Raw genomic sequence first — 13,378 nt, 5'->3', positions numbered from 1 at the left:
AGTGCGCCGCGGCGGTGCGTCAGGCCGCGGCGACCGGCAGTTCGAGGGCCAGCGTGGGTTCGGAGGACGGGCGATCGGCGTCGACCGGGCCGACGGCCCGGTCCACGAGCTGCTGGTGACCGGCCAGCCATGCCTGCAGTTCCTCACGGGCCCGACGCCGGACCTCACCGAGCCGGTCGACCTCGGCGTGCAGTTGCTCGCAGCGGACGGCCAGCACGCCGACCTCGCGCTCGCGGCGGAGGCGGATCTCCGCCTCCAGTCGGCCGCTCTCGGCCCGTGCCTCCGCAAGGAGCTGCTCGCGCTCGACCTGCGCCTGCACCCGGATGCGCTCGGCCTCGGCGGCGGCCTCGGCGACCACCTGCTCGGCCACCTCCTCGGCGCGCAGCAGGGCGCGCAGCGCACGCGAGGACGAGTCCTCCTCCGGGCCGACGGGCTCGGCGGGGTCGGTCTCCGGGCCGGGTACCGGCGCGCCGTCGTCCGGGTTCTCGTCGTCCTGGGGTGGCGCGGCAGGGTCGGACACCGCCCCGCTCAGAGCCGATTGCAGCAGGTCCAGGAACGCGTCCACCTCCTGGACGTCGTACCCGCGGAAGACGATCCGGAACTGTTGAGCGGCGATGTCGGCGGGCGCGATGGTCAAGGCGTTGCTCCTTCACGTGCGGTCACGGGCCAGGCGTCATGGATCGGACGCTCCGACGGCGCTCGTGATACCTCGGGCTCGGAATGCACCTGGCTCGGAGTCCTGACCGGATCCCCGCGACCGGCCGGTGCCCGCAAGGTCGACGCGCCGGGATCAGGGTCGGCTCAGCCCTCTTACCGGGCACGATCAGGGCCGAGGGGCCACATGGCGCACGACCTGCTCGCCATCGTGGTGCACCCTGCTCCGAGGCATGCCCGATGGCTCGGTGTAGGTCACACTGGCCTCGCGCTGGTCGACCCGGATCAGCACGACGGTGGCCGGGTCGTAGCCCAGGACCGTGCACACCAGCGCGAACAGATCGACCTTCATGCTGCCCCCAGTACGGGTCTGCCTACCGGACCTATCTGAGCCTGGCGGCCACCGTGCTGATACTCCCCAGCGACAGCACCTTCGGTCCTCGACCCGCGCGAGAGCCGATGACATCCCCGGAGCCCGAGTCGCCGACCCGGCGGGCGGGCGGCTCAGGTCTTCGATGCGACGCAGACGTGTCCCCCGAGTCCGCGCGGGGGTGCCGCCGGCCACCGGTGGGCACGGCGGTAGGCAGGCGTATCACCGCACGGCGTCGCGGACGATGAGCCGGAGCTGTCCGACCCGTCCTGGATCTGACGGACGCTCGGTTTGGGCCACTGCGAGGTCCCGCGGGGGCCGTGGTGTCACGGTAGTGGTGATCTTCGAACTCGATCGGCGGGCAGTAGCCGATCGCGGAGTGCAGGCGTTTGGTGTTGAACCAGTGCACCCAGGCTGCGGTCTCCCTTTCCACGTCGTTGCGGCCGGTCCAGGACCGTTGCCGGTCGATCAGTTCGGTCTTGAACAGGCCGATCGACGATTCCATCAGCGCGTTGTCCAGGGCGTCGCCAACCGACCCCGATTGAGCCGGCGATGCCCGCCTCGAGCAGAGCCTCGGTGAACGCCTAGAGACGTGTACTGCGACCCGGCATCGGAGTGATGGACCAGGCCGGTGGCGATGCAGGCAGCATTCCCCCGCCGGCGGGTGAACAGCGCCTGCTCCAGCGCGCTCATCACCAGCGGAGTCGTCTTCGAGCAGCTGACCCGCCGGCCCAGGATCCGGCGGGAGTAGACGTCGGTGACGAAGGAGACGTAGACGAACCCGGCCAGCGTCCACACGTAGGTGAAGTCCGCGACCGACCACTGATCCGGCCGCGACGGGGTGGCCCACGCGCGGTCAACCAGGTCCGGATGCCGCGGCGCCGTCTGATCCCGTCGGGTGGTGATCGTGGTCCGGCGACCGCGACGCACGCCGTCGAGGCCAGCGACGCCCATCAGCCGGCCGACCTGATCCCGGCCCCACGGCTGCCCCGCACGTCGGGCGGCGTGCCACAGTTTGCGCACCCCGTAGAGGCCGCGGTTCGCCCGGTGCAGGTCGACCAGGGTGTTCGCGGCCCAGGCGTCGGCCAGCTCGGCAGCCGAGACCGGGCAGGCCACGCGCTCGTAGTAGGTGCTCGGGGCGATCGGCAGGCCGTGCTCGGAGAGCACCCGGCAGATCGGCTCGACCCCGAACCGGTCCTTGAACGCGGCGATGTCGTCGATGACTACCTGAGTCGGCGGTCGAGCTCCGCCTGGGCGAGAAACGCGGACGCGGTCTTGAGGATCTCGTTCGCCCGGCGTAGTTCGGCGACCTCCCGGCGCAGCGCCTTGAGCTCAGCCGATGCCTCGGTCGTCACGCCCGGGCGCACGCCGGTGTCGATCTCCTCCCGCTCGACCCAGTCGCGCAAGGTCGCGGGGTTGCTATCCAGCACCGCGCCCACGGCGCGGCGGGCGGTCAGCTCGTCGATCGGCTACGCAGCGCTCAGCCGGTTCCGCGCTCCGGAGGACCGCCGGCCAACGAGCGGAGGAGGCGATCGAGGTCGTCCATCCCGAGCGGCTTCGTCAGATGCCGGTCGAACCCGGCCTCACGGGCTCGCGCCCCGTCGTCCTCCCGGCCGAAGCCGGAGACGGCGACGAGGCCGGTCGCGCGGTGGATCGGCGAACTGCGCAGCCGCCGGGCCACCTCGTAGCCGTCGATGCCCGCGCCGAGCGCGATGTCGCAGAGCACCACGTCGAAGGGGTCCTGCGCGGCAGCCAGCCCGCGCTCGCCGCTGGACGCGAGCGTCACCTCGTGTCCGAGCTCCCGCAGCAGGAAGCCGTAGAAGCGGGCCAGATCCTCGTTGTCGTCGATCACCAGGATGCGCAGCGACGCCGTCGGCGCAGCGGTCGCGGGCGCGGGGGCGTGATCGGCGCCGTCGTCCGATGGCGTGAGGACCGGGAGCCGGACGGTGAACGCGGCGCCTCCGACGGCCGGGTCGCTGTGCGCGGTCACCGTGCCCCCGTGCGCAGCGACGACGCCGCGGACCACGGCCAGACCCAGGCCGAGACCCTCGGGGCCGCCCCGCCCGGGATCGGCCGCCCGGGTGAAGGGCTCGAACAGCGAACCAGCCAGATCCGGGGGCAGCCCCGGCCCGGTGTCGCGGACGCACAGTTCGGCGACGTCTCCGTGGCGGGCGAGCTCCACGGTGATCGCCGCGCCGGCCGGGGTGTACTTGTAGGCGTTGTCGAGCAGGTTGGCGACGGCCTGGGCGAGTCGCACGGCATCCCCGCTGACCATCACCGGCCTGCTCGTGAGGTGCAGCCCGACCGGCCTGCCCGCGGTGCCACGGGCGGCCCCGGTGTCGTGGACGGCCTGCTCGACCACCGCGCGCAGGTCGATCCGCCGTCGCTGCACCGCCAGACGGCCGGCGAGACCGCGGGCCGCGTCGAGCAGGTCATCGCTCATCCGGGTCAGCGCCCCACTCTGGCGATCGAGCACCTCCATAGCCGGGTGCCCGGCCAGGTCGAGCGCCAGCACGTCAAGCGCCGCCCGTACCGCGGCAAGAGGATTGCGCAGCTCGTGCGACAGGGTGGCCAGGAACTGGTCTTTCGAGCGGGTCTGCGCCCGCAGGGCCGCCGTGGTCATCTCGAGCTGGTCGTTGAGCTCGCGCAGGCGCTGGTTCGCGTCCTGCACCTCGCGGGCCCGGGTGAACAGGTCGGCCTCCATCTGCTCCAGCCGGGTCCACAGCGCGTCCTCGCGCCGCTGCCGCTCCTGGCCGGCCTGGGAGAGCCGCACCAGATCGGTGACGTCCTGGACCCGGTGAATGATCACGGCCACCCGGCCGTCATCGTCGAGCACCGGGGTGTTCACCGGACTCCAGTACCTCTTGACGAAGGTGCCGTCCGGCCCGCGGACGTCGTAGCGCTGCAGCGCGAGTGCGTCCGGGGAGCCGGTGCGCACCACCGTCTCCAGCGACCGGCGCAGGTTCACCACCCCGTCTGCCAGCGGGTCGTCGGGGTTGTCGGGAAACACGTCGAACATCGGCCGGCCGACCACGGCGTCGGGGTCGATGAACGTGGCCTCGGCGTAGGCCCGGTTGACCGCCACGATCACGAAGTCCGCCGTCATGACCAGGTAGGGCGATGGCGAGGCCTGGAACAGCGCCCGGAAGTCCAGATCGTGTGCCGACGTCATCGCCGGTTCACGGGTCCAGCCGGTAACCGACGCCGCGCACGGTGACGATCCGCGGCGTCGTCACCCCTGCACGCTGCAGCTTTCGCCGGAGCCGGTAGACGTGCTCGGCCACCGTGGACGCGCTCTGCCGGTCCGCGGCTGCACCCCACACCTGCTCCAGCAGCTGCTCCGGCGAGAACACCCGCCGCGGGGAGGCGGCCAGGAAGGCCAGCAGGTCGTGTTCCAGCGGTCGCAACGGCAGGGCCTCGCCTTTGACGGTCGCCTCGTGGGCCGCGGTGTCGATCACCAGGTCTCCCACCACTACCGACGCCACAGGGCGGACGTCCGACGACCGACGCAGCACGGCGCGCAGACGAGCCGCCAGTTCCGGCAGCGAGAACGGCTTGACCACGTAGTCGTCGGCGCCGAGCTCCAACCCCAGAACCCGTTCGCTCTCCCGGCCGCGGCCGGTCAGCACCACCACGGGCACCGCCCGCCCGGACCGTCGCAGGCTCCGCAGCAGGTCCAGACCGTTGCCGTCGGGCAGCCCCAGATCGAGGACGACCGCGTCCACCGCACGGTCGTCGAGCCGCTGCATCCCGGTCCGGCCGTCGCCGGCGAGCACGATGTCGAACCCCTCGCGGCGCAGGAATTCCCCCGCCATCACCGCGAGGTCACGCTCGTCCTCCACCAGGACGACCACCGGGCGGACGAGCGTCCCCACCGCGCTCACCCCCTCCGCCGGATTCGTTGATCCGACGTTGACCCGGCGACCGGACTCCTCCCATCCGGGGACCGTACAACCGGACTGGTGGGTCGCATGCCGCTCCGCATGTGATGGGGCAGGTCCGGCACCGACCCGCCCGGCCCGGATCCCCCGGACCCGCCACCGCGCCGAGTGCCCGCTCGCGCTTCGTCCACCGGAGCGAATCACGATGACACGTTCCGACCTTCCGGCCCGTGCTGTTCCTGCCCCGGGCCACCCTCGCGACGAGGGCGCGACCCAGCAACCGGTCGAGTGCGCGCCCGGCGGAGCCGGCCAGCCCGTCGACGCGCGGGTCGCTGGGGCGAGGGATGCGCGCCGACGCGCCGACGAGAAACGCCGGGCCGCCCAGGAGGCCGCGCGCGATGCGCGGCTGGCGCGGGAGAAGGTCGACGCGATACACGAGCGGGTCGCGCTGCTCAAGCTCCGGGTCCTGGCCCGGTCCGCCGCCAAGGGCGTGCACCGCGGTGCCGATCAGACCAAAGGCCGTGCCGTGGCCACTAATCCGGACCCGCCCCCTGCGAACCCCGCCGAGGCGCTGGAGCGATTGGGACGGCTGTCCCTGCGCGAGTTGTCGATGGACAGCCTGCTGCAGACGGTGGCCGAGCTCACCAAAGCCGTAATGCCCGGTGACCCCGAGGCCTCGGTGGCCTTCCTGGTCCAGGACCGCCCCACCACGCTGGGGAGCACCGGCCAGCTCGCCGACGACCTCGACGAGCGCCAGTACGAACGTGACGACGGACCGTGCCTGCACGCCGCCCGCACCGGTCACATGATCCTGATCACCGACACCCGCACCGAGACCCGGTGGCGGGACTACCTGCCACGTGCGGTCGAGTGCGGCTGCCTCAGCTCCCTGTCGGTCCCGCTCCCCATCGACCGGGAAGACCAGGTCACCGCGGCGCTGAACATCTACGCCCGCCAGGCCGAAGTCTTCGATGAGGACAGTCGTGCGGTCGCTGGCCGCATCGCGCCCTACGCCGCCGTTGCCGCCGGCAACCTGCACCTCTACCAGCGCGCCCGGGACAAGGCCGACAACCTGCAGAGGGCGCTCGACTCCCGCGGGGTCATCGACCAAGCCAAAGGCGTGCTCATCGAGCGCTACCAGCTGACACCCGGCCAGGCCTTCCAGCTGCTGGTCCGGGCGTCGATGGACAGCAACCGGAAGCTGCGCGACGTCGCCGACCACCTCATCCACGCCGGCAAGCTCCTCGGGACGGCGCCGCACGGCGACGACGGCCGCCGCGGCCTCCGCCGCGGGCACCGCGGCCGAGAAGGCTCACGGCACTCCTGATCAGCCGCTGGGGTCACCCGGGTGGCTCACGCGGTGAGGCCTCGCCGGTCCAACCACGAGCCGGCGGGGCCGCCCAGGACGCCGGGGCAACAACGGGTAGCTGCGCGGCGGGTGACGTCCCTGGAAGTGGTGTAGCTGGTCGCAGGTCTTGAGCTCGTCGGCGAAGTGCTGGCGTGCGAGAGGCCACCGCGTGGATCTTCTGCGTGACCCCGCCAAGGAACACTCGGAAGAGAAAGGCCACGCGACAGCCCTGGACCAGTCTGCCCTGCTCGAGTTGCTCGAGGCACTGAAAGTTGCCGACGCCAGGGGGTCAACTTTCGACCGTCGTTGACAGCCGGGTGCACTTCATGCGCAACGTGGTCGCCCGCGTGCCCAAGAGCAACGCGGAGATGGTGGCCGCGGCCATCCGCACCGTGTTCGCCCAACCGGATGCCGAGCACGTGCACACCGCTGCACTGCTGCGGCCGGCCGGCGCCGTCCTGGTCGAGGCGCACCACGAATGGCAGGTCGCCGACCGCCGCTACCTCTCCGAAGGCTCCATGGCCCAACTCCACCGCCCGCAGCGGTCAGACGAGGAGGTGGCACAGCCGGCCCTGATGGCGTCATGGTCCCAACCGCAGAAGCTCTCCGCGGCCACGAGCTACATCACGACCGGGGACATCACCCACCGAGCCATGTCGACGCCACTGTCACTGAGCAAGGCGCAAGATCAGGTGCCACACACCTGATGCTCACTGGGGGCAGGCAGGTCCTCGGGCGACATCCCGGAATTTGTGGACCGCTCCCCTGGATGGTTCCTGAGCGGGACAACCACATAACCCAACGCTGGGGGTTCGATGGGGTTCACTGTCCGAGTTCTCGAATTTCAGGCCTCTGACCTGCGGTTCTGCTGCCCCGATTGGACTCGAACCAATAACCGTGCGATTAGCAGTCCACGGGGACGAGGTTCGCGACCGTTCACTACCGCACGAATGGCGGGTCAAAGACCTCCCCGAGACGGCCAGGACCGTCCCGAACGAGCCTGGACGACGACCGGTGGCGCGCAAATTGGCACACCGCGCCGAGGCATCCCGCGCAGTAGCTGCATCTCGGGGTCCGACCGAAAGGATCCAGACAGGCTGCCGCACGCTCCAGTTGCCACCGCCGGACGCCCAGCGTTGCAGTGTGAAGCGCCCGGCGAATGCGGGGGGATGGCGCCGGTCATTGCCTTAGCGCGCGGGCAGTCGCCGGATCACCGTGTTGCGCTGATTCCGCGAAACCCCGTCCTCCGGGAGGACTGAGGCACGTCATCCCGTTTTCGCGGACGCGGAGTCCGGCGGGCTAGCCGCGCTCGCCAGTCGGAAATGCCGGATGCGAAGCACAGGCTGAGCGCCCTTACGCGCACTGCGCTCGCGCCCATGGCCGCCCTCGGGCGGCCATGGCCGACTAATGGGCGCAGATAGTTCGCGCGCCACGAGGCCGGTGTGGTGAGGAGTGTCCCTCCCAGACCTGGTGCACAGGCCGTCTCCCAACCGGAGGGCGGAACATTGATCAGGTTCCGTCGTCCCGGTCTTGTCGTGGACCGCATGGCCTATCCCCCGAACAGCAGAGCCGGACACCGCACGATCCACTACCACGCGCCGAAACTCCGGCGGATAACCACGCTTGTCCGCCGCCGGCTTGCGCGATCGACCAGGGGTCACAACCGTACCCGGGGGTGTCCCGGGCTGCGGCTCCCCAGACAGGGGCAGTGGGGCGCTTGCTCTCGTGTAACGCAGAAATGACGGGGCGGTGACGCGACGCTCGGAGACTGGTTGGGGACGCGAATGGGCGTCTGGCTCAATGATGGTTGTGGTGCCATGCGACCTCGAACACGCCTTGCCACCGTGGCGAATGGCTTGGCTCACGAGTGCCTGATAGGCGGAGACGCTACTCCGACCCGCCTCGCGTGTTGGCGGGTCCGACCATGAATCGTCATGAGGCCGATCTGGAGTTCGTGCTCCGGTGGCATCGGGGTAGCGATCAGTTCGACCTGAGTCTCGCCTACGACGACCCGTCGAACCCTTTCGACCGGCGCGACCTCGTGCACGATCCGATCACGATCGACACCACGAAACTCGGCCTCGTGTCGGACAACGAGCCGGAGTACGGCAAGACGCTCACCGGAATGCTCTTCGCTTCGGAGCAGGCGCACACGTTCTTCACCGAGTCTCGCGCCGCGGTGTCCGCGCGAGGGTTGCCTTTGCATCTGCGCCTACACCTCGACCCGCAGGCCCCTCGTCGGTTCCACGCCGTGCGCTGGGAGTGCCTGCGCGATCCGGACCACGGGGAGCCGATCGCCACGACGCCGAACGTGTTGCTGTCGCGCTACCTCACCAGCGCCGTGTGGCGCCCTGTCGCTCCACCTCCGCGCCATGATCTCAAGGCCCTCGTGGTGGTTTCAAATCCCAGCGACCTCAACCGGTACCGGCGTGACGGGAAGCCCCTCCCTGCCGTCAAGGTGGACGAGGAGCTGGAGCGAGCCCGGAATGCCCTTGCAGGCATGGAAATTGTCGAATTCGCTTCGCGCGGAAGCGCCACACTGGACGCGGTGACGGCGGCGCTCGACGCGGATGTCGACGTTCTCTACCTGGTTTGCCACGGCGCCTACACGCGGGATGAATCGCGGCTCCTCCTGGAGCAGGAGGACGGCACCGCCGACGAAGTGAACGGCGGCGTCCTCGCCGACCGTATCGCCAACCTCGGGCATCGGCCGACCCTCGCCGTGCTCTGCTCATGCCAGTCCGCCGGTGATGGGCAGCCCTTGACGAGCACCTCGGACGAGGGGGAGCTGTCCGCGCTGGGCCCCCGCCTCGCCGCCGCCGGTGTAGCTGCGGTCGTGGCCATGCAGGGCAACATCTCCATGGAGACCGCGGAGAGATTCCTCATCGAGTTCTTCCGCTCCCTCGGCGTCGACGGGGTGGTGGACCGTGCGGTGGCCTCGGCGCGCAACAAGGTGCGGGAGACGCACGACTGGTGGGTGCCGGTGCTGTTCTCTCGACTGCGCAGCGGGCGCACCTACTATCACCCTGGGTTCACCGAATCCGCCGATTACTGGTTCGAAGCGCTGAACGGCAAGATCGAGTTCGGGCAATGCACGCCGGTCGTCGGATCGGGGATGTCCGACGAGCTTCTCCCGTCCCGCGAGGTCGTCGCCCAACGCTGGGCGGACCGGTGGCAGCTGCCGATGACGGTCTACGCGCGCAACGAACTCGCAAAGGTCGCCCAGTACCTCCGGGCCCGAACCTCCCTGGACACCCCCCGCACGGAGTTGCGCCGGTTCGTCCTCGCCGAGTTCAAGAAGCAATGGGGCGAACAGCTCCCGAAGGAGCTGTTCGACCCGCTCCGACTGCCCGAGCTGTTCCGCGAGGTCGCCGCGCTGCATCGAAGGAAAGACGGCAACGACCCTTACCGCCTCGTCGCGGGTCTCCGCCTACCGGTGTACGTGACGACGAGCTGGTCTGACCTGCTTGAGGACGCGCTGCGGGAGGTTGACCGGGAGCCCGTCATAGCGTCCTTCGACTGGCGCCGCGACCGCGACGTGCATGGCGCGATCGAGTTCGACGAAAAGGACCTCCGCCATCCATTGGTGTACCACCTGTTCGGCAGGCTGGAGGACCCGGAGTCCATCGTGCTGACGGAGGACGACTACTTCTCCTGGCTGATCTCCTGGGTCCGGGCCGACGCGCGCATCCCTAACGCGGTTCGCGAGGCGCTCACCAGTCGATCGCTGTTGTTCCTCGGTTACCGGTTGGACGGCTGGGAGTTCCGCGTCCTCTATCAGGGGATCAAGAGCTTCCCCGGCAGCTCTCGCCTGAAGGACTACGTGCACGGGGCGGTGCAATTCCGGCTGGAGGACACGCCGGACATCGAGCCGGAGGCAGCGCAGGACTACCTGCAGTCCCTGTTCGCGGAACCCAGGCTCGCCATCTACTTCGGTGGGAGCTACGACTTCCTGCGCGAGCTCGACAAGCGCAGGCGGAGCGCAGCATGACCACTGCACCGGACAGCGACAATCCCTACGTTGGGCCGCGCGCCTTCCGCAAGGGGGAGGCCTTGCCCGGACGTGACCGGGAGGCGAGTGGCCTCATCGGAAAGCTGCTCGCGGAACGGATCTTGCTACTGCACTCCCCCTCGGGCGCCGGCAAGACTTCGCTCATCCAGGCCGCGGTGGCTCCCCAGATGGAGGCCTCCGGGTTCCAGTTGTGCGTGCGAACCACACCGACGCTGGCCGGGCTCCGCGTCGGCACATTGCCACCGGACGGCCTGGCCGTCGGCAACCGTTACGTCATGAGCACCGTCCTGGGCCTGCTCCCGCGCGATGAGCCGGCACAGCTGGCCGATCTCAGCCTCTCCAACGCCCTCGACCTCGTCAGCGAGGGTGCCGCGGCATCGGCGTACCAGCTGCTGATCTTCGACCAACTGGAGGAGGTCTTGGTCCTGGACCCCGCGGATCGCGACGCCAAGCTGGAGTTCTTCAAGCAGTTGGGCGAGGCACTCGACGCGCAGCGCCGATGGGCTCTGTTCGCCATCCGCGAGGACTACATGGGCGGCCTGGACCGGTTCGCCCGGTACCTTCCCACCGAGCTGCGCACCCGCTACCGGCTCGACTTCCTCGAACGTGAGGCGGCGCTCCAGGCCATCTGCCGTCCCGCAGCCGACCGAGGGGTCACCATCACCGAGGACGCCGCGCTGACGCTCTTCGACGACCTGCGCAAGGTGCGCCGGCAGGGCAGCCAGCACGCCGCGGAGAAGGTGCCCGGCCCCTACGTGGAACCAGTGCAGCTGCAGGTTGTCTGCCACCGCCTCTGGCGACGTCTGCACGACACGTCCGGCGGCAGCTTCGACAGCATTAGCGCGGAGCAGATCAAACCGTTCCGGGACGTCGAAGGAGCGCTGAGCGCGTATTACTCCGAGGCGGTTCAGGAGACCGCCCGGAAGAGCGGTGTCGCCGAGACGGTGATACGGGACTGGTTCGAAACCGAACTGATAGACGAGCGCATGCTGCGCCGCCAAAGTCCCGTAGGCCCGGACACCGGCGATCCCCAGCTCACCGACAAGGTCATGCACAAGCTAGAGCGACGCTACCTCGTGCGGGCCGACGTCCGAGCCGGCACCACATGGTGGGAGCTGAGCCACGACCGCATGATCGAGCCCCTGCTGGCGGACAACAACAAGTACCTGAGCGAGGTGCAACAGCTGGCGCGCAATTGGCAGCGCACCGGTCGCGACCGGACCCTCCTGCTTACCGGCGACCAGCTGCACGCGGCGAAGCGCAAGGTCGCCGAGCGGCACGAAGACCGGACAGCCGCGGAGAGGGCTGAGCGCGAGTTCGTGGTCGCGTCCCAGACCGCGAACAAGGAGGCGCGCCTGCGCCAGCGGGCCAACACCAAGGTCGCCGGTCTCACGGCTCTTGCTGTCCTCGAAGCGGTGGCGATCACATGGCTGGCGCTGAGACGACACCGACTGAGGGGAGCGGGCGCGTGACAGATGAGCTGCACGTCAACGGCGTCGACGGCACCACCGGCAACTACCTCGTGCCGCCCATGGACCTGCACGTCGTCGCGCAGGCGATCCAGGGCGAGACGTTCGCCCGCGACCAACTGAAGGAGCTGTACGACCGCCGGAACAGCCGACGGCCGGACTTCGGCGTGGTGTACGGGCAGGACCCGGAGGACCTCGCGCAGGCCGGCTGGGCCTTGGTCGCCGCCGAGCAGACCGACCCCGCGGTCCTCGAGGCGCTGGAGCCGTTGCTCTCGCTCCGGGAGAGTCAGGCCGGGAATCGGTTCCAACGACGAACCGGGGCGAAGGGACACCGGCGGGGACAGAGCAAGCGCGACTTCCTGGCGAGGGTCGGCGTGGCTTCGTCCTCTGCGGCCAACCCGGAGAAGTTTCCCTACTACGTCCTGCTCGTCGGCGGCCCGGAGGACATCCCGTTCGAATTCCAGTACCAACTGGACGTTCAGTACGCCGTCGGCCGCCTCAGCTTTGACACACCGGACGAGTACGCCTGCTATGCCGCGTCCGTGGTGCGCGCCGAGCAGCCGGGGCCAGAGGACCGCCCGCCGACGCACGCCAGCCACGTTTCCCTCTTCGGCCCGGAAAGTCGCGCAGACCGCGCCACCAAGCTCAGCGCTGAGCAGCTCGTCACCCCCCTTGCCGGAGAAATCCAGCCCGCGCGGCCGGTCGACCCCGTGATCGGACGTGAGATGGCCACCAAGGAGCGGCTGCTCGAACGGCTGTGCGGAGACATGGCGCCTTCACTGCTCTTCACCGCCACCCACGGCGTCGCGTTCCCCTGCGGTGACGCGCGCCAGGAGGACACTCAGGGCGCACTGCTGTGCGCTGACTGGCCGGGGCCGCTGCTGTGGCGCCAGTCTCTGCGCGATGACTTCTACGTCGCGGCCGCAGATGTGCCCGACGACTCGAGGCTGACCCCGGACATCGTGTTCGCCTTCGCCTGCTACGGCGCGGGCACTCCGCGGACCGACGATTACGCCCGCTTGCTGGGTGTACCCGACACCCCGCCTGCGCACCGGCCGTTCATCGCCAGGTTGCCGCAGCGGCTGCTCGCTCATCCCCGAGGCGGGACGCTGGCGTTCATCGGGCACATCGAGCGGGCGTGGGGGTGCTCCTTCTCATCGCCGGGAGTGAAGGACGCACGCGAGACCTTCTGGTCCGCGCTCCAGGCATTGATCGAAGGCAGGCGCGTCGGCCATGCGATGGAGTTCTTCGACGAGAGGTACGCGACGCTCGCCGCCGAACTGAACGACAACCTCGACAGTGCGCGGAACTTCGAGCGCGTGCTCGACGACCAGGCCATCACGGGTCTGTGGACGGAGAACAACGACGCACGTAGCTACGTCGTCCTTGGCGACCCGGCAGTGCGGCTGACCGAGACGCGTCGCGCAGACGAGCAATTCTGACCAGGAGCGCTGGTTCGACAGATGGCAGCAGGACAGGCCTCGATCCGTCGCCGACCCTGACTGAAGTCATGAGGGCCGTGTGCCATGGTGCGGCACTTCGGCGACCGTTCCCCGAGCCGCAAAGGCCGCATTCCGGGCGGCGGATTGCGGTGTCGACCTCGACAATGGAACCCCGACGCAGAGCCTTATAGCGGTCTCGGGC

Annotated in this window: 8 protein-coding genes, 2 pseudogenes and 1 other annotated feature; of the genes and pseudogenes, 5 read left to right on the top strand and 5 right to left on the bottom strand. The window is 69.6% G+C overall.

Going from position 1 to position 13,378, the window contains the following annotated elements:
* Window positions 1–19 precede the first annotated feature (19 nt).
* The 5 genes and pseudogenes from AB3388_RS08415 to AB3388_RS08395 form a co-directional block, all read right to left on the bottom strand.
* Window positions 20–637, bottom strand: coding sequence for a DivIVA domain-containing protein (locus AB3388_RS08415; RefSeq protein WP_495410306.1), 618 nt, complete (start codon window positions 635–637; stop codon window positions 20–22).
* A 186-nt stretch (window positions 638–823) separates the two neighbouring features.
* The gene (locus tag AB3388_RS08410) at window positions 824–1,006 is read right to left on the bottom strand and encodes a hypothetical protein (protein ID WP_495410305.1); all 183 of its coding nucleotides are present in this window, start codon (window positions 1,004–1,006) and stop codon (window positions 824–826) included.
* A gap of 334 nt (window positions 1,007–1,340) precedes the next feature.
* A pseudogene (locus tag AB3388_RS08405) lies at window positions 1,341–2,475 on the bottom strand (IS3 family transposase); the annotation flags it as partial.
* Window positions 2,159–2,290: a sequence feature (AL1L pseudoknot), on the bottom strand. (Overlaps the previous pseudogene by 132 nt.)
* A gap of 29 nt (window positions 2,476–2,504) precedes the next feature.
* A complete protein-coding gene (locus tag AB3388_RS08400; RefSeq protein WP_495410304.1) occupies window positions 2,505–4,196 on the bottom strand; it encodes a hybrid sensor histidine kinase/response regulator in 1,692 nt (563 codons plus the stop codon).
* A gap of 7 nt (window positions 4,197–4,203) precedes the next feature.
* Entirely contained in the window at window positions 4,204–4,899 is a 696-nt protein-coding gene (locus AB3388_RS08395; RefSeq protein ID WP_495410303.1) for a response regulator transcription factor, read from the bottom strand.
* A 211-nt stretch (window positions 4,900–5,110) separates the two neighbouring features.
* Between AB3388_RS08395 and AB3388_RS08390 the strand changes: the two genes are divergently transcribed.
* The 5 genes and pseudogenes from AB3388_RS08390 (at window position 5,111) to AB3388_RS08370 (ending at window position 13,176) form a co-directional block, all read left to right on the top strand.
* Entirely contained in the window at window positions 5,111–6,232 is a 1,122-nt protein-coding gene (locus tag AB3388_RS08390; RefSeq protein ID WP_495410302.1) for an ANTAR domain-containing protein, read from the top strand.
* 335 nt (window positions 6,233–6,567) lie between these two features.
* A pseudogene (locus tag AB3388_RS08385) lies at window positions 6,568–6,960 on the top strand (transposase); the annotation flags it as partial.
* A gap of 1,217 nt (window positions 6,961–8,177) precedes the next feature.
* Window positions 8,178–10,244, top strand: coding sequence for a CHAT domain-containing protein (locus tag AB3388_RS08380; protein ID WP_495410301.1), 2,067 nt, complete (start codon window positions 8,178–8,180; stop codon window positions 10,242–10,244).
* A complete protein-coding gene (locus AB3388_RS08375; protein ID WP_495410300.1) occupies window positions 10,241–11,737 on the top strand; it encodes an nSTAND1 domain-containing NTPase in 1,497 nt (498 codons plus the stop codon). Before AB3388_RS08380 ends, AB3388_RS08375 begins: the two co-directional genes overlap by 4 nt.
* Window positions 11,734–13,176, top strand: a complete 1,443-nt coding sequence (locus AB3388_RS08370) for a hypothetical protein (protein ID WP_495410299.1) — start codon at window positions 11,734–11,736, stop codon at window positions 13,174–13,176. The genes AB3388_RS08375 and AB3388_RS08370 overlap by 4 nt, the downstream gene beginning before the upstream one ends.
* Window positions 13,177–13,378: the final 202 nt, after the last annotated feature.

The organism is Geodermatophilus sp. SMS 5-13 (assembly GCF_059428245.1).
This window is presented reverse-complemented; position numbering and strand designations above follow the sequence as displayed.